The following is a 21,140-nucleotide window of genomic DNA, read 5'->3' as shown; positions in this document are numbered from 1 at the left end:
AAGGAGGTCATTCCATGGGCAAGCTGATCGAGATCCGCGACCTGTCGAAGGTGTACGAGCGTGGCCGGCAGAAGGTGGAGGTGCTCCACCACATCGACCTGGATGTCGAGCAGGGCGACTTCCTCGCGCTGATGGGGCCGTCGGGCTCGGGCAAGACCACGCTCCTCAACCTGATCGGCGGGCTCGACAAGCCTTCGGGCGGCAGCATCGCCGTCGGCGGACAGCGCATCGACCAGCTCGGCGGCAGCGACCTTGCCAAGTGGCGCGCGGCCAGGGTGGGCTTCGTGTTCCAGTTCTACAACCTGATGCCCATGCTCTCGGCGCAGCGCAACGTGGAGCTGCCGCTGCTGCTGACCAGGCTGTCGTCGACCGAGCGCCGCAAGCGCGCCGGCATCGCGCTGCAGCTCGTGGGGCTGGGCGATCGCGCCAGCCACAAGCCGACCGAGCTGTCGGGCGGACAGCAGCAGCGGGTGTCCATCGCCCGCGCCATCGTCTCCGACCCGACGCTGCTGGTGTGCGACGAGCCCACCGGCGACCTCGACCGCCAGTCTGCCGAGGAGGTTCTGGGCCTGCTGCGCACGCTCAATCGCGATCACGGCAAGACCATCCTGATGGTCACGCACGACCCCAAGGCCGCGGGCTACGCAAACCACACGCTGCACCTCGACAAGGGCGCGCTGGTCGAGCAGTCGGCGGCGGCCGCGGCCTGAGGAACGCGTGCGATGAAATACCTCCACCTCGTCTGGGCGTCGCTGTTCCGGCGCAAGACCCGCACCTTCCTCACCCTGGTTTCGATCATCGCGGCCTTCCTCCTGTTCGGGCTGCTCGATGCCGTTCGCAGCTCGTTCAACCAGGCGGGCCAGAGCGCCAACGGCGCCGAGCGCCTGCAGACCGGGTCGAAGCTGTCGTTCATCCAGACCTTGCCCAAGTCGCTGCAGCAGCAGATGGAGCAGGTGCCGGGCGTGAAGATGGTCACCCACGCGAACTGGTTCGGCGGCGCCTACCAGGACCCGCACAACCAGGTGTTCAGCTTCGCGGTGGCGCCCAACTATCTCGACCTGTACCCGGAGGTGTCGGTGAGCGACGCGCACCGCAAGGCATTCGCCGAGACACGCACCGGCGCGCTGGTGGGCGAGCAGCTGGCCAGGCGCTTCAACTGGAAGGTCGGCGACAAGGTGCCGCTGCAGTCGACCATCTTTCCCGACCGCAATGGCAGCAAGAACTGGTCGTTCGACATCGTGGGCATCCTGCATGCGACCGACAAGAAGTCGGGCGGCTTCTTCGACCAGATGTTCCTGCTGCACTGGAAGTACTTCGATGAAACCACGCCGTACAACCGCGGCAGCGTCGGCTGGTACGTCACGCGCGTGGCCGACGTGAGCCAGGCCGACCGCGTCGCCAAGGCGATCGATGCACTGTCGGCCAATTCCGATCACGAGACGCGCACGCAGACCGAGCAGGCTGCCACGGCCAGCTGGATGAGGCAGCTCGCCGACATCGGGCTCATCGTCGGCTCGATCATGGGCGCGGTGTTCTTCACGCTGCTGCTGCTGTCGGGCAACACGATGATGCAGGCGGTGCGCGAGCGCACCGGCGAGCTCGCAGTTCTCAAGACCATCGGCTTCTCCAACGGCAGCGTGCTGGCGATGGTGCTGGCCGAGTCGCTGCTGCTGCTGCTCATCGGCGGCGTCATCGGACTCGCGCTCGCCAGCCTCATCATCCCGGTGGTCAGCGCAGGCAGCGGCGGCATGCTCAATCTGCCGGTCGTGGGTCTGGACAGCTGGATGCTCGGCATCGCGCTGATGGTCCTCATCGGACTGCTGGTGGGCGCCCTGCCGGCCTCGAGCGCGATGCGGCTGAAGATCGTCGACGCGCTCGCCGGCCGCTGAGGAGGATCCATGGCATTCGTGAGAAATCTGCTGCTGGTGGTGGTCGTGGTCGCTTCGATCGCGGTGTGGGTCGTGCTGCCCTGGCCCGGCGCGCTGCTGCTCGCGGTGCTGCTGGCCGCCTGGCTCCTGCTGACGCGACGCGGCCGCCAGGCCGGATCGGTGGCCGGCGTTGGCATCAGCACCTTGCGCCAGCGGCTCGGCTCGTCGGCCGTCATCGTCGTCGGCATCGCCGGCGTGGTGGGCGTGCTGGTTGCGCTGCTGGCGATGGCCGAGGGCTACAGCGAGACGCTGCGCAAGACGGGCAGCCGCGACACCGGCATCGTGATGCGCGGCGCCTCGGCCTCGGAGGTGATGTCCGGCCTCGACCACGACAGCGTCGTGCTGATTGCACAGGCCGCCGGCATCGCACGCGACGCCAAGGGCGAACCGCTGGCGTCACCCGAGCTGGTGGTCGCGGCCAACCTGCCGCTCAAGAACGGCGGCCCCGACGACGAAGGCAGCGTGCAGCTGCGCGGCGTCGGCGAGCAGGCCTGGGCCGTGCGGCCGCAGATCAAGCTGATCGACGGCCGGCGCTTCCAGCCGGGCCTGCGCGAGCTGGTCGTCGGCCGCGGCGCCGCGCGACAGTTTGCCGGCCTGGTGCCCGGGCGCGAGGTGCGCCTGGGCAACCAGAAGTGGATGGTGGCCGGTGTGTTCGCGTCAGGCGATGCGATGGAGTCCGAGATCTGGGGCGACGCCAACGTGGTCGCCGACACCTATGGCCGCGGCAGCAGCCGCGCCTCGGTGACGGTGCGCCTGGCCGATCCGCAGGCGTTCGGCGCCTTCAAGACCGCGCTCGAGGCCAATCCACAGCTCAAGGTGGACGTCAGCACGACGCTCGACTACTTCAGCAAGCAGTCCGAACGCATGACCAAGGTGATCCGCATCATCGGCATCACCGTAGGCGTCATCATGGCGATCGGCGCCATGTTCGGCGCGCTGAACACCATGTTCGCCGCCGTCGCCGCGCGCGCCCGCGAGATCGCGACACTGCGCGCCATCGGCTTTTCGGGCCTGCCCGTCGTCGTCGCCGTCATGCTCGAGACGATGCTGCTCGCGCTGGCCGGCGGCCTGATCGGCGGCGTGCTGGCCTGGCTGCTGTTCAACGGCTACGGTGCTTCCACGCTCGCTGCCGGCACGGTGGGCCAGCTCAGCTTCCAGCTCCACGTGACCCCGGAGCTGCTGTGGACCGGACTGAAATGGGCGCTCGCCATCGGGTTCATCGGCGGCCTCTTCCCCGCGGTGCGGGCCGCGCGGCTGCCGGTCACCACCGCGCTGCGAGAGCTTTGATCCGACGCGGCTCCCTCGGCAGGAGCCGTGATGCCCGTCACGCTCCGGCCGAGGCACGCCGGCGGAAAGCGCCCGTAAGATGCCGGCGCATGAGCTCCCGACGCCACAGCCTGATCCGCCTCGGCGCCGGCGCAGCCTGGCTGGCCACGCCCGCGCTCGCGCTCGCAGCGCAAAGGCAGTCGTTGGCCGATCCGCTGCGCCTGGCCGCCGATGACGCCCTCATCGACTCGGGCCTCGCGCCACTGCTGCAGCGCAGCTTCGGGCAGGACACCGGCGTCGCGGTCGAGCTGCTGCACGGTCCGGCGACCGTCGTGCTCGGCGCGCTCGAACGCGGCGAGCACGACGCAGCGCTCACCAATGCGCCCGAGGTCGAGCTCGGGCTCGAAAAGCAGGGTCTCATCCACGACCGGCGCGCCATCGTCGGCAGCCAATTCGTTCTCGTCGGACCCGCCGCGCTGGCCAAGCCGCTGTCGGCCGGCCGCGACGTCGCGCTCGCCCTGTCGCGCCTGGCGCAGGCCCAGGCGCCATTCATGTCCCGTCCCGACGGTTCAGGCACCCACCTCGCCGAGCAGGTCGCCTGGCGTGCCGCCGCGACAGCGCCCGGCGGCGAGTGGTACCTGAGGGCCGAAGCGGGCAAGCCGCTGCTGGCGCAGGCGCGCGAACGGCAGGCCTGCGCCATCGTCGAGCGTGGCGTCTGGGCTGCGCAAGGCGGCGGCAAGGGCATGGCGGTGCTGTCCGAGGGCGACCCGCGGCTGGCCGTCGATGTGCACGTGATGCGCACGTTCCGCGCCGAACGCCAGCACCCGGCCGGCAAGCTCTTCGTCGGCTGGATCAGCGGCCCCAAGGGCCGGCACGCGATGGCATCGCTGCGCGGCTACCTCGCGCCCAGGGCCTGAGGTCAGGAACCCGGTCATGCCGCGCCGCCTGGTCAGCGTCAATGTCGCCCGGGCCCGTGCCTGGCAGATCGACGGACGCGAGGTGCTCAGCGCGATCGGCAAGCGCAGCATCGCGGGGCCGGTGCAGGTGCGGCCGCTGGGCCTCGAAGGCGACGAGCAGGCCGATCTGTCGGTGCACGGCGGCCTGACCAAGGCGGTGTACGCCTATCCGCTCGAGCACTATCCGTTCTGGCAGACCGTGCGCGCCCAGGCGCGCGCTGCGGCATGGGACGACCCGCTGCCGCCGGGCGCGCTCGGCGAGAACCTGAGCCTCGAGGGCCTGGTCGAGCGCGACGTCTTCATCGGCGACGTGCTGCGCTTTGCCGACTGCGAGCTGGCGGTCAGCGAGCCGCGCTTTCCCTGCTTCAAGTTCAACGCCGCCATGGGCTTTTCCCAAGCAGCCAGGCTGATGGCGCAGAACGCCTGGTGCGGCTTCTACCTGGCCGTCCGTTCGCCCGGCACGCTGCACGCCGGCGAACACTTCGAGCTGGTGCCCGGTCCGCGGGAGATCGGCATCACGGAGATCTTCCGCTCGCGCATGAGCCGGGCCAAGGTCTAGCGTCCCGGGGCGATTACAGTCCATCGCATGCTCGCCTACCGACATGCCTTCCACGCGGGCAACCACGCCGATGTGCTCAAGCACACCGTTCTCGCGCTGGTCCTGCGCTACATGAACCAGAAGGACAAGCCTTACCGCTACGTCGACACGCACGCCGGGGCCGGCGGTTATTCGCTCGAAGGCCGCTACGCGCAGAAGAAGGGCGAGTTCGAGCAGGGGATCGGCCGGCTGTGGGAGCGGGATGATCTGCCGCAGGCGGTGGCCGACTACGTCAGCCTGGTGCGTCAGTTCAACCCGCAGGGACGGCTGGAGCAGTACCCCGGCTCGCCGGCCTTCGCGCAGATGGTGCTGCGGGCGCAGGACCAGATGCGGCTGTTCGAGCTGCACCCCACCGATCACCGGATCCTCGAAGCCTACCTCGGCAGCGTGAAGCGCGCGGAAGTCAGGAACGCCGACGGCTTCGAAGGCTTGAAGAGCCAGCTGCCGCCGTCGACACGCCGAGCCGTCGTGCTGCTGGACCCGAGCTACGAAGGCAATGGCGACTACGCCCGCGTCGTCGCCACGCTGCGCGACGCGCTGCAGCGCTTCGCGGAGGGCGTGTATGTCGTCTGGTATCCGCAGGTGCAGAAGCTGGAGGCGGCGCAATTGCCCAAGCGGCTGGAAGCGCTGGCGCCCAGGGGATGGCTGCACGCGCGTCTGACGGTGCAGCAACCGGACGCCCAGGGCTTCGGATTGGCCGGCAGCGGTGTGTTCATCCTGAACCCGCCCTACACGCTGCACGACCAGTTGCTCGACGTGCTGCCTTACCTGGTCGACGTGCTGGGTCAGATCGACGACGCGAGCTACCTGCTGGAGCAGCGCCCCGCCTGACCCTGATTCACACCGCGTTACAGAAGACCGACGCGGGCTGTCATTCAGCCCCAAGGCACGCTTCTTGTGTGAATCGCCGGACCATGAATACAAGGTCGGGACGTTGGGGGTTGGGAGTCGCCGGCATGCTGACAGCCTTCGGGCTGCTCAGCGGCTGCGCGGCGACGTCGGTACTGACTTTCGCCTACGAGCAGGCCAATGAAGGCCAGTGCATCAGCGCCGGCTGCGCGTCGATGGCCATGCTGAAGCACGCGATCGACAAGGCGACCGAGGGCGATCCTACGCCGTGCCACAAGCTCAACAGCGTCGAGCGGGCCATCGAAGGTCGCTGCGGACCCTATCAGCCGGGCAGCCTGCTGACCAAAGACGTCACTGCCTCGGGTCTTCCCCAATGCCCGTTGACGCTGGCCGCGCGCGAGGCGCGGACCTGGCCGGTGCTGCCGGAGCTGCTGGCCAAGGGCGCCGTGCCCGAGACCTGCCACGTGGCCCCGCTGGTCGCGCTCGCGCAAGCCACACCCTGTCCCGACTTCACCCGTGCCACTGCCGAATCGCTGACCGCCCTGCGTTGGCTGGCCGAGGCCGACGCACGTTCGATCGATCACGACGTCGTGCGCATGCTGAGCTGCCCCAGTGCACGCGAGGCGGGGCTCTCTTCCGCGCTCGAGGGCTGGCTCGCCCAGGGGCAGCTGCCGGCGCGCGGACTCAGCTTCGGCGTGCTCGGTGCGCTGCATCCCGGCTACCTCGACTCCGACTTTGCCCGCGCGCTGGAGGCGCAGGGCCACACGGCGCGGGCGTCGCTGGGCGCCTACGCCGGCACGCTGCCCGGCGGATTCGACCTGGCGTTGCGCAGCGGCGACCGCGCGGCCCTCGACTGGTGGTTCCTGCGCGCCCCCGACCTCGCCAATCGCGTTCCATCGCGGCAGGCCAATCAGCTTCCCTGGGTGCCGCTGGCGCGTGTCATCACGCCCGCCTATCTGGCGCAGCCCGAGCGGCAGGGCGAGATGGTGAGCTACCTGATCTCGCGCGGCGCGGATCCGTCGCGCTCGCTGCCCCACGATCCGGCCCATTCGGTGGTGAGCTACGCCAGACAATTGAAGAGTCCGTCGCTGGCACTGCTGGACGTGCCGGTGCTCGCCGGCCGGGCCAGCACGCTGCCGCCTGTCACGGCGGCCGCCGCAGCGGTCGGCAGCGTCGCCGCGGTGACGCCGCCGCCGGCCGTCACGCTGCCTTGAACGAGGGCGTCTACCGGTCCTGCGGATCGGGATGGCGCCGCAGGTCCCGAAACGCCGCGAACAGCCACGAGCGCATGCCCACCACGAGCGTGTAGGCGCGCCGCTGTGCGGGCTGCAGCTTCTGGTCGGCCAGATGCTGCTGCGCGAAGTCGCTGCCCACGCGCTGCAGACGTTCGACCAGCGCGGATGCCTCGCTCGGACTGACTTCGCCGTGGACCAGCATCAGCAGCTCGCCTTCGTCGTCGAAGCCCCCGCTGAAGTAGTCGTGCACCACGTGCTGGCGGAAGTAGTGCATCACCGGGCCGTTGGGCCGCCAGCGGAATCCCTTGGCCACCTTGAGGCGATAGCGGTTCAGTGGCCGCAGCTCGATGATCCCGAGCCGGTCCAGCGCCACGAGGTAGCGCACGCAGTCGGCCTCGCTCAGCGTGTAGGTGCCGACGATCTGCTCGAAGGTCCACAGGCTGAGGCAGGAGATGGCCATCAGCAGCAGCTTGCGGTCGGCGACCACGGCCTTTTCCTGCTCCAGCGTCAGCTCGCGGCTCGCCGGCTGCTCATCGGCAATGCGCCGCGCCAGGTCGGCGAAGTCCAGCTTCAGCGCCCGCAGCACGTCGTCCACGCGTGACAGCTGCATGTCCGCCTTGGCGAAGATGCGCTTGATGCTCGATTCCGACATGCCCAGCTGCACCGCCAGGTCCGCGTAGGTCACGCCGGCGGCCTTCAGCTCGGCCTTCAGCGCGCTGACCAGGTCGTGCGTGGTGCTCATCGGTTCCTCCCGCTCGGTATCGGCTGATGGTACTTGTGATGGAGCCGCATGCAACCATTCCAGGAGCGCTTGATACCGCAGCGTGACTTCCTCAGCATGGCGACCGTGTTCAACCACCACGAAGCCCCCATGCAGACCTCCCCGATCCGCCAAGACACCAAGGCCTGGAAGGCCCAGGTCTGGATCTCCTTCGGCGCCGCCGTCACGCTGTGCGCCACCGGCCTGGCCTACCTACCCGGCGACGACCTCGACCGGGCCTTCATGGTGATGGGCTACGTCTTCTGCATGTCCACCGCTTTCGCGCTCGCCAAGTACGTGCGCGACAACGAGCTGCGCAAGACGGACACGCCGATGTGGGGACTGGTGGTCTGGGGCGGCTTCGCCTTCGCCATGTCCCTCACGGGCTGGGGCCTGCTGCGCATGGGCATCAATCCGACCTACAAGGCCTATCTCGGCGTGTGCTGGCTGTTCCTCATCTCGACGGTGTTCACGCTGGCCAAGACCTTGCGCGATGCGCACGAAGCACTCATCGCCGAGGCCCGTCTCGAAGGCATGGCGATGCGCACGCCGCGCGACGCCCAATGAAGAGGAGATCCGTGATGAGACTGCATGCCTTTCTGGCAGCGGCCGTGCTGGCCGCCAGCCTGGGTTCCGCCAGGGCGCATCCGCCCACCCTGTCGGATGCGAGCGCGCTGTCGACGCTTCCGATCGCCGTGTCGCTCGCGGCGCCGGTGATGATCGTGTCGGCGGGCGCCGCGCTGACCATCGTCGCCGTCGAAGCCACCAGCGCCGGGACGGTCTGGGTGCTGGAGCGAGCGTCCGACGGCGCGCGCGCCAGTGTCACGCTGGGCGCAGAAGCGGCCGGCGGGTTGTCGGTCGCAGCCGGCACCGCCGTCATGGTCAGCGCCTTCAGTGCGGGCTGGGTGCTGTCGGCCGCCGGCAGGGCGATCGCCTATATCCCCAACGAGATCGGCAACGCGCTGCTGTACAACGAGCGCGTCACGCGATGAAGGCCGCCGTCGCTGCGCTGCTGCTGGCATGCGCCGGCGCGGCCCATGCGGGCCGGTCCTGCGACGCCCAGGCGCCGCAGGCCCTCGACGTCGAACGTGCCATGGTGCTGGCGCAGCACGTCGCGAAGGCGCTGGACGACAGCGGCGCGCAGGTCGTGGCGCTCGCCCGCATCGGACAGGACCTGCGCCGCCATGGCCAGCGCTACTCTCACCTGGGCTTCGCCTACCGCGAGGGCCGCGTCTGGCGCGTGGTGCACAAGCTGAACCATTGCGCCAGCGCCACGGCCTCGGTGTACCGGCAGGGGCTGGGCGAGTTCTTCCTCGACGGCATGTTCGAGTACGAGGCCGGCATCGTCGTGCTCGCGCCGGCGGTGCAGGCAGCCTTGCGCCCGGCGCTGCAGGACAACCGCCGTCTCGCGCAGATGCACACCCGCGCCTACAGCATGGTCGCCTATCCGTGGTCGCAGACCTACCAGCAGTCGAGCCAATGGGCCATCGAGACGCTGGCGATGGCGCAGGAGCCCGCCGCCGACACCCGCGAGCGCGCGCAGGCATGGCTGCGCCTGCAGGGCTACCAGCCGGCCACGCTGCGGCTGAACGCGTTCACGCGACTCGGCGCGAGGCTCACCGCCGCCAACATCGCCTTCGACGATCACCCGAACGAGAAACGATTCAGCGATCGCATCGAAACCGTCACGGTCGATTCGGTTTTCAGTTGGCTGCAGCGAAGCGGATTCGGCTCGGCGCCCCTTGCCGTGCGGTAGATTGCGCCACCCGATGGCGAGAGGAGACGAGGCTTGAGCCACCACGACGAAGCGAATCAGTTCGCCCTGCTGAAGCAACGCCGCTTCGCACCGTTCTTCTGGACCCAGTTCCTCGGTGCCGGCAACGACAACCTGTTCAAGTTCGCCTTCACCGTGATGGTGACCTACCAGCTGCAGGTGAGCTGGCTGCCGCCCTCGCTCGCCGGCCTGGCGATCGGTGCACTGTTCATCCTGCCGTTTCTGCTCTTTTCAGCCACCAGCGGACAGCTCGCCGACAAGTACGACAAGGCCGCGCTGATCCGCCTCGTGAAGTGGCTGGAGATCGCCATCATGCTCGTGGCCGGCTGGGGCTTCGTGCAGCAGAACGTCGGCGTGCTGCTCGGCTGCGTGTTCCTGATGGGCCTGCACTCCACGCTGTTCGGGCCCGTGAAGTTCGCGTACCTGCCGCAGCACCTCGACGAGCGCGAGCTGACCGGCGGCAACGGCATGGTCGAGATGGGGACCTTCGTCGCCATCCTGCTCGGCAATGTCGCCGGCGGCCTGCTGATCGCGATGCCCGAGGTCGGCGCGCGCGCCGCGGCATGGGCCTGCATCGGGCTGGCTATGCTGGGCCGCATCACCGCCCAATACGTTCCGGCGTCGCCCTCCACCGATCCGGCGCTGCGCATCAACTGGAACCCGGTCACCGAAACCTGGCGCAACCTGAAGCTGGCGCACGGCAACGTCGTCGTCTTCCGCTCGCTGCTCGGCATCTCGTGGATGTGGTTCTTCGGTGCGGTGTTCCTGTCGCAGTTTCCCTCCTTCGCCAAGGAGGTCCTGCACGGCAACGAGCAGGTGGCCTCGCTGCTGCTGGTCGTGTTCTCCATCGGCATCGGTGTCGGCTCGCTGCTGTGCGAAGTGCTGTCGCGCAGGCACGTCGAGATCGGCCTGGTGCCGCTGGGCGCGATCGGCATGAGCGTGTTCTCGCTCGACCTGTACTTCGCCTCGCGCGCATTGCCGCCCGCTTCGGCCCTGACGCTGGCGCAGTTCACCGCGCAGGCGGCGCACTGGAGGGTGATGCTCGACCTTGCGCTGCTGTCGCTGTTCGCCGGCCTGTACAGCGTGCCGATGTACGCGCTGATCCAGTTGCGCTCGCAGCCCAGCCACCGCGCGCGCATCATCGCGGCCAACAACATTCTCAATGCGCTGTTCATGATCGCCAGCGCGGTGGGCGTCGGCGCCCTGCTGAAGGCCGGCTTCACCATCCCGCAGGTGTTCGCCATCGTCGGCCTGCTCAACGCCGTCGTCGCGCTCTACATCTTCCTGCTGGTGCCCGAATACCTCCTGCGCTTCATCGCCTTCATTGCCACGCGGCTCATCTACCGCTTCAAGGTGCGCGGCGACGAGCACATTCCGGTCGAAGGCGCGGCAATCCTCGTCTGCAACCACGTGAGCTTCGTCGATGCGGTGCTGCTGATGGCGGCGAGCCCGCGCCCGATCCGCTTCATCATGGACCACCGCATCTTCCAGATCCCCGTGCTCGGCTGGCTGTTCAAGCTGGCGAAGGCCATCCCGATCGCCCCGCAGCGCGACGACCCGACGGTCTACGAACGCGCGTTCGAGCAGGCGCGCCAGGTGCTGTCGCAGGGCGACCTGCTGTGCATCTTCCCCGAAGGGGCCATCACCCGCGACGGGCAGCTCGGCGAGTTCAAGGGCGGCGTGATGAAGCTGCTCGAGACCCATCCGGTGCCGGTCGTTCCGCTGGCGCTGCAGAACCTGTGGGGCTCGTTCTTCTCGCGCGTCGAGGGCGCGGCGATGACGCGGCCTTTCCGCCGCGGGCTGTTCACGCGCGTGGGCCTGGTGGCCGGCGCGCCGGTGGCGCCGCATGCGGTCACGCCGGCCATGCTGCGCGACCGGGTGGGCTCGTTGCTCGCGAGCTGAGGGCACTCGGCGCGGCGCTGAGACAATCGCCGCCATCCGAGGAGATTGCCCCCATGGCCTTGCCGTTGAGCCGCGGCGCGCTGGCGCGCGTCGTTCCCTTCGTGTTGTTCATGCTGCTGCTGGCGGTGCGCGGCAGCCTGCCGGCCGACGGCTCGGCCGGCGTCGACCCGCGCTGGACCTACGCGATCGGCGTCCTGCTGGCCGCCGGTGCGCTCTGGTGGTTCCGGCGCGAATACGGCGAGCTCGCGCGGCAGTCGCGCCCCGACAGCGGCGAAACGCTGCTCGCCGTGGTGGTCGGCCTGGTGGTGTTCGTGTTGTGGATCACCCTCGACGCGCCATGGATGACCATCGGCTCGCCGACCGCCACCTTCCTGCCGGTCGACGCCGCCGGTCGCGTGGACTGGCCGCTCGTTGCCGTGCGCTGGGCCGGCGCGGCGCTGCTGGTGCCGGTGATGGAGGAGCTCTTCTGGCGCTCCTTTCTCATGCGCTGGATCGAGCGCCCGCAGTTCGAGGCGGTGGCGCCGCAGCGGGTGGGCCTGAAGGCCGTGGTGCTGTCCACCTTCGTCTTCATGCTCGCCCACACGCTGTGGCTGGCGGCCATCGTCGCCGGGCTGGCCTATGCCTGGCTCTACGTGCGCACCGGCAAGCTGTGGGTGCCCATCGTCGCCCACGCGGTCACGAACGGCGCGCTCGGCGTTTGGGTGGTGGCCACTCGCAACTGGACCTTCTGGTGAGCGCTCAGACGCCGCGCGCGCGGTCCTGCCTGAACCGCTTCGCATAACCGGCGAAGTCGCCTGCCTCCAGCGCCTCGCGCACCTCGCGCATCAGGTTCAGGTAGTAATGCAGGTTGTGGATGCTGGTGAGCATCGGGCCCAGCATCTCGCCGCAGCGGTCCAGGTGGTGCAGGTAGGCGCGCGAGAAGCCGCTGCAGGTGGTGCACGCACAGGTCTCGTCGACCGGCCGTTCGTCGGTCTTGTAGCGCGTGTTGCGCAGCCGCAGATCCCCGAAGCGCGTGAACAGATGGCCGTTGCGCGCGTTGCGGGTGGGCATCACGCAATCGAACAGGTCGACGCCCGCCGCCACGCCGTCGATGAGGTCCTCCGGCGTGCCCACGCCCATCAGGTAGCGCGGCTTGCTCGCGGGCAGGCGATGCGGGGTGTGGGCGACGATGCGTTGCATCGCCTCCTTGGGCTCGCCGACGCTCACGCCCCCGATCGCGTAGCCGGGCAGGTCCAGCTCCACCAGCGAGGCGAGCGATGCCTCCCGCAGGTGCTCGAACATGCCGCCCTGCACGATGCCGAACAAGGCGTTCGGGTTCTCGAGGCGCTCGAACTCCGCCTGGCAACGTCGCGCCCAGCGCAGACTGAGCTCCATCGAGACCCTGGCCTCGTCCTCGGTGGTCACATGGCCTCGTGTTTCGTACGGTGTGCACTCGTCGAACTGCATGACGATGTCGCTGTTCAGCACGCGCTGGATCTGCATGCTCGTTTCCGGCGTCAGGAACAGCTTGTCGCCGTTGACCGGCGACGCGAAGCGCACGCCCTCCTCGCTGATCCTGCGCATCTCACCGAGCGACCAGACCTGGAATCCGCCGCTGTCGGTGAGGATGGGCCGCTGCCAGCCCTCGAAGCGATGCAGGCCGCCGAACTGCTGCAGCACCTCGAGCCCGGGGCGCAGCCACAAGTGGAAGGTGTTGCCGAGGATGATCTGCGCGCCCATCGCCTCCAGCGACTGCGGCATCACGCCCTTGACCGTGCCGTAGGTGCCCACCGGCATGAAGATCGGCGTCTCGACCACGCCGTGGCGAAGCGTCATGCGGCCGCGGCGTGCCAGACCTTCGGTCTTCAACAATTCGAACTGCAGCATGCGGCGATTGTCACCCGTCGCGCCGGGCCAGCAGCATCGCGTCGCCGTAGCTGAAGAAGCGATAGCGCTGCGCGATGGCGTGCGCATAGAGGTCCCGGATGACGTCGAGGCCGGCGAAGGCACTCACCAGCATCAGCAGGGTGCTCCTGGGCAGATGGAAGTTGGTCACCAGCCGGTCGACGACGCGGAAGCGGAAGCCGGGCGTGATGAAGATGTCGGTCTCGCGCGCGCCCGCCTGCAAGGATCCGTCCAGCGCGGCTGATTCGAGCGCGCGCAGCGTCGTCGTGCCGACCGCGACGATGCGACCGCCCGATGCACGCGTGCGCTCGATCGCCTCGACAGTCTGCGCGCCGACCTCGAACCATTCGCTGTGCATGCGGTGCTCGGCGATGTTCTCGACCCGCACCGGCTGGAAAGTCCCGGCGCCGACGTGCAAGGTGATGTGCGCGCTGGCCACGCCGCGCTCGGCCAGCGCCTGCAGCAGCGCTTCGTCGAAGTGCAGCGCGGCCGTGGGGGCCGCCACCGCGCCGGGCCGCCGCGCGAACACTGTCTGGTAGCGCCGCTCGTCGTCGGCGCTGTCGGTGTGCGTGATGTACGGCGGCAGCGGCACATGGCCGAAGCGCGCCAGCAGCGCGAGCGGATCCTCGGGAAAGCGCAGGTGGAAAAGTCCGCCGTCCGGACCGCCGCGACCCAGCACCTCGGCCGCGAAGCGCTCGCCGCCCGGTGCATCGAAGAAGACGAGGCTGCCCGGCTTGGGCGATTTGCTGGCGCGAAGGTGCGCCAGGACCTCGCGCTCCGGCAGCACACGCTCGACCAGCGCCTCCACCGCGCCGCCGCTGGACTTGGCGCCCCACAGCCGCGCCTTGATGACGCGCGTGTCGTTGAACACCAGCAGGTCGCCTGGGGCCAGCAGCGAGGGCAGCTCGCGGAACACGCGGTCCGCGAGAGCGTCGCCGGTGCCGTCGAGCAGGCGCGACGCGCTGCGCTCGGCCGCGGGCTGCTGAGCGATGAGCTCGGGAGGAAGCTGGAAGTCGAAGTCGGCGAGCGTGAGCGGCCGGGCCGATGGATTCATGCCGTTGAGGGCCGGACGAGACCCGTGCCAAGGAGGGCAGAATTGTCCCATGGCCTTCTCGCCGCCGCCCTCCGTCCCCGAACACAAGGAGAAGTCCGCGCCGCAGAAGGCCCTCGAGAAACTCGGCCTGCTGCGCGACATCGACCTCGCGCTGCACCTGCCGCTGCGCTACGAGGACGAGACACGCCTCGTGCCGATCGCCGCGGTGCGCGACGGCGACACGGCGCAGGTCGAAGGGACGGTGCGCGACAGCCGCGTCCAGTTCCGTCCGCGGCGCCAGCTGGTCGTCCGCATGGCCGACGACGCCGGCGACGAGCTGGTGCTGCGCTTTCTGCACTTCTATCCGAGCCACCAGAAGGCGCTGGAGGTCGGGCGGCGAATCAGGGTGCGCGGCGAAGCGCGCGGCGGCTTCTTCGGGCTGGAGATGGTGCACCCGGCGTTTCGCGGCGTCGAAGCCGGCACGCCGCTCGCCGCCGCGCTGACGCCCGTCTATCCGACGAGCGCGGCCTTGCCGCAGGCCTATCTGCGCAAGGCGGTGGCGTCCGGCCTGGCGCACGCCGACCTGTCCGACGTCGTGCCCGCCGGGCTGGTGCCGCCGGGCCTGCCCGGCCTGCGCGAATCGCTGCGCTTGCTGCACCACCCGGCGCCCGACGTGTCGCTCGCCGCGCTGGAGGACCACAGTCATCCGGCCTGGCGCCGGCTCAAGTTCGAGGAGCTGCTGGCGCAGCAGCTCTCGCAGCTCGAAGCCAGGCGCGAGCGCGAGGCCCAGCGCGCGCCGCGCTTCGCCGTGCAGGGCGGCGGGCTGCAGGAGCAGCTGCTTGGCGCGCTGCCGTTCGGGCTGACGGCTGCGCAGCGCCGGGTCGGCGAGGAGATCGCGTCGGATCTGCAGCGCGACACGCCGATGCACCGCCTGCTGCAGGGCGACGTCGGCTCGGGCAAGACGGTCGTCGCGGCGCTGGCGGCCGCGATCGCCATCTCCAACGGCTGGCAATGCGCATTGATGGCGCCGACGGAGATCCTCGCCGAGCAGCACTTTCGCAAGCTGGTGCACTGGCTGGAGCCCTTCGATGTCGGCATCGCCTGGCTCACCGGCAGCCGCAAGGGCAAGGGGCGGCGCGCCATGCTGGAGCGCGTCGCATCCGGCGAAGCCGGTCTGGTGGTCGGCACGCACGCCGTCATCCAGGACGAGGTCCAGTTTGCCAAGCTCGGCCTGGCGGTGATCGACGAGCAGCACCGCTTCGGCGTGCAGCAGCGGCTCGCGCTGCGCCACAAGCTGGCGGAGCAGGCGCTGGAGCCGCACCTGCTGATGATGAGCGCGACGCCGATTCCGCGCACCCTCGCGATGACGCTGTTCGCCGACCTCGACATCAGCACCATCGACGAGCTGCCGCCCGGCCGCACGCCCATCGTCACCAAGGTCTTCGCCGACACCAAGCGCGCCGCGGTGCTGGAGCGCATCCGCGACGAGGTGGGGCAGGGCCGTCAGGTCTACTGGGTCTGCCCGTTGATCGAGGAGTCGGAGCACCTCGACCTGCAGAACGCCACCGCGACGCACCAGCAGCTTGTCGAGGCGCTGCCGGGCCGCATGGTCGGGCTGCTGCACGGTCGCATGCCGGCGGCGGAGAAGGCAGCGGTGATGTCGCTGTTCGGCGGTGGGCAGATGGCGGTGCTGGTCAGCACGACCGTCATCGAGGTCGGCGTCGACGTGCCGAACGCCAGCTTGATGGTCATCGAGCACGCCGAGCGCTTCGGCCTGAGCCAGCTCCATCAGTTGCGCGGCCGGGTGGGGCGAGGCGGCGTGGCGAGCGTTTGCGTGCTGCTCTACACCGGCCCCCTGTCCGACACCGGCAAGGCGCGCTTGAAGGCGATGGCCGAGACGACGGACGGCTTCGAGATCGCCCGCCGTGACCTCGAGATCCGCGGGCCGGGCGAATTTCTGGGCGCGCGCCAATCCGGTGCACCGCTGCTGCGCTTCGCCGACCTGACGCTTGACGAAGACCTGGTCCGCGCCGCACGCCAGGCGGCCGGCCGCATGCTGGACGAGCACCCGGCGGCGGCGCGCGAGCACGTCGCGCGCTGGCTCGGGGGCCGGGCCGAGTACCTCAAGGCCTGAGCGCAGAGATCGGCTATCGCCCGACGTGCATTGATTGCACGTCGCTGACATACTTCCGGCTCCCCCTCCGCGCTCATGCCGCCATGACGCTCACCGAACTTCGCTACATCGTTGCCGTCGCCCGCGAGAAACACTTCGGCCGCGCGGCGGAAGCCTGCTTCGTGTCGCAGCCGACACTGAGCGTGGCGATCAAGAAGCTCGAGGAAGAGCTCGACGTGAAGCTGTTCGAGCGCGGCGCCAACGAAGTCAGCGTGACACCGCTGGGCGAGGAGATCGTGCGGCAGGCGCAGTCGGTCATCGAGCAGGCGGCCGGCATCAAGGAGATCGCCAAGCGCGGCAAGGACCCGGTGTCGGGGCCGCTGCGGCTGGGCGTCATCTACACGATAGGCCCGTACCTGCTTCCCGACCTGGTCAAGCAGGCCATCGAGCGCGTGCCGCAGATGCCGCTCATGCTGCAGGAGAACTTCACCGTCAAGCTGCTCGACATGCTGCGCACCGGCGAGCTCGACGCGGCCATCATGGCCGAGCCTTTCCCCGATACCGGCCTGGCGGTCGCGCCGCTGTACGACGAGCCCTTCATGGTGGCGGTCCCCAAGAGCCACGCGCTGGCCAAGCGCAAGCGCATCAGCGCCGAAGAGCTGAAGCAGGAGACGATGCTGCTGCTCGGCACCGGCCACTGCTTCCGCGACCACGTGCTCGAGGTGTGTCCCGAATACGCCCGCTTCTCCAGCGACGCCGAAGGCATCCGCAAGAGCTTCGAAGGCTCGTCGCTGGAGACGATCAAGTACATGGTCGCCTCGGGGATGGGTGTCACTGTCGTGCCGCAGCTCAGCGTGCCCAAGGACCAGCAGTCGCACGTGGTTTACGTCCCGTTCACGCCCCCGGCGCCCACGCGGCGGGTGGTGCTGGCATGGCGGCGCACGTTCACCCGCTACGAGGCGATCGCCGCGCTGCGCAACGCCATCTATGCCTGCGAATTGCAGGGAGTGAAGCGGCTCACCGCGTGAGGTCGCGCTATCGCCTTGATGACGGCAAGTGATTGGCGTCCCGGCGTCCCAGCCGATAGACTGATTTCAAGCAAACACCAAGGAGAAGCGCATGCCCCCTCCCTCGACAGGCCCGGTCGGCATCCACATCGGCATCAGCGAAGAAAACCGCGGCGCGATCGCCGCCGGCCTGAGCCGCCTGCTGGCCGACACCTACACGCTGTACCTCACGACCCACAACTTCCACTGGAACGTCACCGGCCCGATGTTCAACACGCTGCACGCCATGTTCATGCAGCAGTACACCGAGCTGTGGAACGCGGTCGATCCGATCGCCGAGCGCATCCGCTCGCTCGGGCACGTCGCCCCTGGCTCGTACGCCCAGTTCGGGCAGCTCGCCTCGATCAAGGACGTGCCCACCACGCCGCCGAAGGCGCTCGAGATGGTGCGCATCCTCGTCGAGGGCCACGAGGCGGTCGCCCGCACCGCCCGGGGCGTGTTCCCGCTGGCCGATCAGGCCAACGACGAGCCCACCGCCGACCTGCTGACGCAGCGCCTCGCGGTTCACGAGCAGACCGCCTGGATGCTGCGGTCGCTGCTGGAGGACTGATCGTCTCCATGCGCATCGCCATCCTGACCTTCGACGGCTTCAACGAGCTCGATTCCTTCATCGCACTGGGACTGCTGAACCGCCTGAAGGCCGACGGCTGGAAAGCGGAGATCGCGAGTCCCAGCTCGCATGTCACCTCGATGAACGGTGTCGTCGTCGAAGCGCAGCAGACGCTCGAGTTCGCCAACGAGGCCGACGCGGTGATCTTCGGCAGCGGCATCTACACCCGCGCCATCGCCGAGAACAGCGCGCTGCTCGACCGCCTGCAGCTCGATCCGCTGCGCCAGCTCATCGCGGCCCAGTGCTCCGGCACGCTGCTGCTGGCACGCCTCGGACTGCTGGCCGACATGCCCGCGTGCACCGACCTCACCACCAAGCCGTGGGTGGTGCAGGCGGGCGTGCGCGTGGTCGATGCACCTTTCCACGCCAAGGGACCCATCGCAACGGCCGGCGGCTGCCTTGCGTCGCAGTACCTGGCCGCCTGGATGATGGCCAAGCGCGCGGGCTTCGAGACCGCGGCGAGCGCGCTGCACTACGCGGCGCCGGTGGGCGAGAAGGACGAATACGTCGAGCGGCTGCTGAAGGTGGTGCGCCCGTTCATCGACGAGCCGGCGGGCTGACTACTTCTCGAGATCGTCGATGTGCTTCGGCCAGCTCGCCTTGAGCAGCCGCGACAGCGCCCGGTCCGCCAGCAGCTTGCCGCCCGTCTGGCAGCGCGCGCAGTAGTTCGTCTCGTTGTCGGCGTGCACGATGCGCTGCACCGGCGAGCCGCACACGGGGCACGGCTGGCCGAACCGGCCGTGCACGGCCATCTTCGGATGGAAGGCCGTCACCTTGTCCGGCCAGTCGCCCGCCTCGCTGCGCAGCCGCTCGATCCACTCGGCCATCACCTCGCGGGTCGCGTCGAACAGGCGCCGGGTCGACTCGGCGTCCAGCGAGCGCGTGAGCGTCACCGGCGACAGACGTGCCCGGTGCAGGATCTCGTCGGAATAGGCGTTGCCGATGCCGCTGAAGAGCCGCGGATTGGTCAGCGAGCGCTTGAGCGTGTGGTTCTCGGCCTGCAGCCGCGCGGCGAAGGCCGCCAGGTCGGCGCTCATCACGTCGATGCCGCCGGGGTCCATCGCTTCCAGCGCGGCCCGGTCGGGCAGCAGGTGCAGCGAGGCCCGACGCTGCGTGCCGGCCTCGGTGAGGAGCAGCGTGCCCCCGCCGAACTCGAAGGTCGCCAGCGCGATCCTTCCCGGCGGCTTGGCGCCGGCCGCCAGCCAGCGCAGGCGGCCGGCGATCATCAGGTGGATGACGAGGAAGAGGCCGCCCTCCAGCGCGAGCACGATGCGCTTGCCGAGCCGCTCGATGCCGATCACGCGCCTGCCTTCGGCCTGCGTGATCGGCGGCACCGCCGTGCGCAGCAGGAAGGGATTGAGCACCCGCACCCGCTGCAGCGTGTCGCCACGGATCCTGGCATCCAGCCGTTCGATGTAGACGGTGATGTCGGGCAGCTCCGGCATCGGGCGAGTGTCCTCGATAATCGAGGCTCTTTCACCCGGCAGCCGGTCTGTGCAGGCTGCAGCTCCATGTCCGAACTCACGCCCCAGGTGCGCCGCCGCCGCACCTTCGCCATCATTTCCCACCCCGACGCGGGCAAGACCACGCTGACGGAAAAGCTGCTGCTGTTCTCGGGCGCCATCCAGATCGCCGGCTCGGTGAAGGCGCGCAAGGCGAGCCGCCACGCCACCTCGGACTGGATGGAGATCGAGAAGCAGCGCGGCATCTCGGTGGCCAGCTCGGTGATGCAGATGGAGTACCGCGACTGCGTCATCAACCTTCTCGACACCCCGGGCCACCAGGACTTCTCGGAGGACACCTACCGGGTGTTGACCGCCGTGGACGCCGCGCTGATGGTGATCGACGCGGCCAACGGCGTCGAGCCGCAGACGAGGCGCCTGTTGCAGGTCTGCCGCGCCCGCAACACCCCGATCCTCACCTTCGTCAACAAGATGGACCGCGAGGTGCAGGAACCGCTGGCGCTGATGGACGAGATCGAGCGCGAGCTCGGCATGAGCGTGGTGCCGTTCACCTGGCCCGTCGGCATGGGCAAGGCGTTCCATGGCGTGATGGACCTGCGCGCCGAGCAGATGCGCGTGTTCGTGCCCGGCGAGGACCGCAAGAGCAACGACGACGAGATCATCGAGGGTCTGACCAATCCGGTGTATGCCGAGCGCTTCGGGGCGCAGTACGAACACGCGCGTCACGACATCGAGCTGGTGCAGATAGCCGCGCCGCCATTCGACGAGGAAGACTTTCTCCAAGGGCACCAGACGCCGATGTTCTTCGGCTCGGCGATCAACAACTTCGGCGTGCGCGAAGTGCTCGACGCGCTGGTCGACCTGGCGCCGCCGCCGGCGGCGCGCTCAGCCATCCAGCGCCAGGTCCAACCCGACGAAGCGAAGTTCAGCGGCGTGGTCTTCAAGATCCAGGCCAACATGGATCCGGCGCACCGCGACCGCATCGCCTTCGTGCGTGTCGCCTCGGGCCACTTCCAGCGCGGCATGCGTCTCAAGGTGGTGCGAAGCGGCAAGGAGCTGCGGCCCAATACCGTCGTGTCGTTCCTCTCGCAGCGACGCGAGCTGCTCGACGAAGCCTTTGCGGGCGACATCATCGGCATTCCCAACCATGGCGTGCTGCAGCTGGGCGACACGCTGACCGAAGGCGAGCCCCTGCAGTTCACCGGCCTGCCGTTTTTCGCGCCCGAGATGTTCCGCACGGTCGAGGTGGCCGATCCCCTGCGCACGAAGCAGCTCAAGGCGGGCCTGACGCAGCTGGGCGAAGAGGGCGCCATCCAGGTGTTCCGTCCGGTGGCCGGCTCGATGCTGCTGCTCGGCGCAGTCGGCCAGCTGCAGTTCGAGGTGGTGGCGCACCGGCTCGAGCACGAGTACGGCGTCAAGGCGCGCATCCAGCCTTCGCGCTTCCAGGTGGCGCGCTGGGTCACCTGCGACGACGCCAACGAGCTGAAGCGCTTCATCGACGGCAACTCGCACCGCGTCGCGCACGACGCGGTCGACGCGCCCACGGTGCTGGTCGAGTACGCCCCGGAGCTTCGCGCCATCGAGGCCAACTGGCCGAAGATCAAGTTCCACGCGTTGCGTGAGCACGCGGGGCTGGTGTTCCAGAAGCACCTCGACGGCTAGGCCGGCGCGCCCCACGCCCGGCATCCGAATCGTCACGAAT

Annotated in this window: 21 protein-coding genes; 17 read left to right on the top strand and 4 right to left on the bottom strand. The window is 69.1% G+C overall.

The genetic code is table 11. The features are described from left to right. Nucleotides 1–14 precede the first annotated feature (14 nt). The 7 genes from P7V53_RS00815 (at nt 15) to P7V53_RS00785 (ending at nt 6,811) form a co-directional block, all read left to right on the top strand. Entirely contained in the window at nt 15–710 is a 696-nt protein-coding gene (locus P7V53_RS00815; protein WP_280153577.1) for an ABC transporter ATP-binding protein, read from the top strand. A 12-nt stretch (nt 711–722) separates the two neighbouring features. Beyond that, on the top strand, nt 723–1,889 hold the full coding sequence (locus P7V53_RS00810; protein WP_280153576.1) for an FtsX-like permease family protein: 1,167 nt from the start codon (nt 723–725) through the stop codon (nt 1,887–1,889). A gap of 9 nt (nt 1,890–1,898) precedes the next feature. Further along, nucleotides 1,899–3,215, top strand: a complete 1,317-nt coding sequence (locus tag P7V53_RS00805; protein ID WP_280153575.1) for an ABC transporter permease — start codon at nt 1,899–1,901, stop codon at nt 3,213–3,215. Between the two features lie 89 nt (nt 3,216–3,304). Beyond that, nucleotides 3,305–4,111 carry a substrate-binding domain-containing protein gene (locus P7V53_RS00800; protein ID WP_280153574.1) on the top strand — a complete coding sequence of 269 codons (807 nt, stop codon included), beginning with the start codon at nt 3,305–3,307 and terminating at the stop codon, nt 4,109–4,111. Between the two features lie 16 nt (nt 4,112–4,127). Continuing rightward, nucleotides 4,128–4,709 (top strand): MOSC domain-containing protein, encoded by a 582-nt coding sequence (locus tag P7V53_RS00795; RefSeq protein ID WP_280153573.1) that lies wholly within the window; start codon nt 4,128–4,130, stop codon nt 4,707–4,709. Nucleotides 4,710–4,736: 27 nt separating this feature from the next. Next, nucleotides 4,737–5,579, top strand: coding sequence for a 23S rRNA (adenine(2030)-N(6))-methyltransferase RlmJ (rlmJ, locus tag P7V53_RS00790; protein ID WP_280153572.1), 843 nt, complete (start codon nt 4,737–4,739; stop codon nt 5,577–5,579). Nucleotides 5,580–5,704: 125 nt separating this feature from the next. Further along, nucleotides 5,705–6,811, top strand: a complete 1,107-nt coding sequence (locus P7V53_RS00785; protein ID WP_280153571.1) for a hypothetical protein — start codon at nt 5,705–5,707, stop codon at nt 6,809–6,811. A 10-nt stretch (nt 6,812–6,821) separates the two neighbouring features. On the opposite strand, the gene P7V53_RS00780 is transcribed toward P7V53_RS00785, so the two are convergent. Continuing rightward, nucleotides 6,822–7,574: a helix-turn-helix transcriptional regulator gene (locus P7V53_RS00780; protein WP_280153570.1), complete on the bottom strand. Its 753-nt coding sequence runs from the start codon at nt 7,572–7,574 to the stop codon at nt 6,822–6,824. Nucleotides 7,575–7,703: 129 nt separating this feature from the next. Between P7V53_RS00780 and P7V53_RS00775 the strand changes: the two genes are divergently transcribed. Genes P7V53_RS00775 through P7V53_RS00755 form a run of 5 tightly spaced genes read left to right on the top strand, consistent with a single transcriptional unit; the run spans nt 7,704 to nt 12,002 of the window. Then, nucleotides 7,704–8,159, top strand: a complete 456-nt coding sequence (locus tag P7V53_RS00775) for a YiaA/YiaB family inner membrane protein (protein ID WP_280156658.1) — start codon at nt 7,704–7,706, stop codon at nt 8,157–8,159. Between the two features lie 14 nt (nt 8,160–8,173). After that, complete coding sequence (locus tag P7V53_RS00770; protein ID WP_280153569.1) at nt 8,174–8,584, top strand: hypothetical protein; 411 nt, start codon at nt 8,174–8,176, stop codon at nt 8,582–8,584. Then, entirely contained in the window at nt 8,581–9,348 is a 768-nt protein-coding gene (locus P7V53_RS00765) for a DUF2145 domain-containing protein (protein ID WP_280153568.1), read from the top strand. Before P7V53_RS00770 ends, P7V53_RS00765 begins: the two co-directional genes overlap by 4 nt. A 33-nt stretch (nt 9,349–9,381) precedes the next feature. Then, entirely contained in the window at nt 9,382–11,268 is a 1,887-nt protein-coding gene (locus P7V53_RS00760) for an MFS transporter (RefSeq protein ID WP_280153567.1), read from the top strand. Between the two features lie 53 nt (nt 11,269–11,321). After that, complete coding sequence (locus P7V53_RS00755) at nt 11,322–12,002, top strand: CAAX prenyl protease-related protein (protein ID WP_280153566.1); 681 nt, start codon at nt 11,322–11,324, stop codon at nt 12,000–12,002. Between the two features lie 4 nt (nt 12,003–12,006). Here the strand turns inward: P7V53_RS00755 and tgt are convergent, their stop codons facing one another. Both tgt and queA read right to left on the bottom strand, forming a co-directional pair. Further along, entirely contained in the window at nt 12,007–13,134 is a 1,128-nt protein-coding gene (gene tgt / locus P7V53_RS00750) for a tRNA guanosine(34) transglycosylase Tgt (RefSeq protein ID WP_280153565.1), read from the bottom strand. Nucleotides 13,135–13,144: 10 nt separating this feature from the next. Further along, complete coding sequence (gene queA / locus P7V53_RS00745; protein ID WP_280153564.1) at nt 13,145–14,206, bottom strand: tRNA preQ1(34) S-adenosylmethionine ribosyltransferase-isomerase QueA; 1,062 nt, start codon at nt 14,204–14,206, stop codon at nt 13,145–13,147. A 49-nt stretch (nt 14,207–14,255) separates the two neighbouring features. Here queA and recG point away from each other — a divergent pair, with 49 nt between their 5' ends. The 4 genes from recG to P7V53_RS00725 all read left to right on the top strand — a co-directional run bounded on the left by recG (nt 14,256) and on the right by P7V53_RS00725 (nt 18,535). Next, the gene (gene recG, locus P7V53_RS00740) at nt 14,256–16,319 is read left to right on the top strand and encodes an ATP-dependent DNA helicase RecG (protein WP_280153563.1); all 2,064 of its coding nucleotides are present in this window, start codon (nt 14,256–14,258) and stop codon (nt 16,317–16,319) included. An 83-nt stretch (nt 16,320–16,402) separates the two neighbouring features. Beyond that, complete coding sequence (locus tag P7V53_RS00735; protein WP_280153562.1) at nt 16,403–17,326, top strand: hydrogen peroxide-inducible genes activator; 924 nt, start codon at nt 16,403–16,405, stop codon at nt 17,324–17,326. Between the two features lie 91 nt (nt 17,327–17,417). Beyond that, entirely contained in the window at nt 17,418–17,915 is a 498-nt protein-coding gene (locus P7V53_RS00730; protein WP_280153561.1) for a Dps family protein, read from the top strand. 8 nt (nt 17,916–17,923) lie between these two features. Then, a complete protein-coding gene (locus tag P7V53_RS00725) occupies nt 17,924–18,535 on the top strand; it encodes a DJ-1/PfpI family protein (protein WP_280153560.1) in 612 nt (203 codons plus the stop codon). On the opposite strand, the gene P7V53_RS00720 is transcribed toward P7V53_RS00725, so the two are convergent. Continuing rightward, nucleotides 18,536–19,420, bottom strand: a complete 885-nt coding sequence (locus tag P7V53_RS00720) for a DNA-formamidopyrimidine glycosylase family protein (RefSeq protein ID WP_280153559.1) — start codon at nt 19,418–19,420, stop codon at nt 18,536–18,538. 66 nt (nt 19,421–19,486) lie between these two features. On the opposite strand from P7V53_RS00720, the gene P7V53_RS00715 reads away from it, so the two are divergent. Continuing rightward, a complete protein-coding gene (locus P7V53_RS00715; protein WP_280153558.1) occupies nt 19,487–21,100 on the top strand; it encodes a peptide chain release factor 3 in 1,614 nt (537 codons plus the stop codon). Nucleotides 21,101–21,140 lie beyond the last annotated feature (40 nt).

The sequence above is a fragment of the Piscinibacter sp. XHJ-5 genome (genome assembly GCF_029855045.1).
Lineage (GTDB): Bacteria > Pseudomonadota > Gammaproteobacteria > Burkholderiales > Burkholderiaceae_C > Albitalea.
The sequence above is the reverse complement of the archived record's forward strand: the minus strand, read 5'-3'. Positions and strand labels throughout refer to the sequence as shown.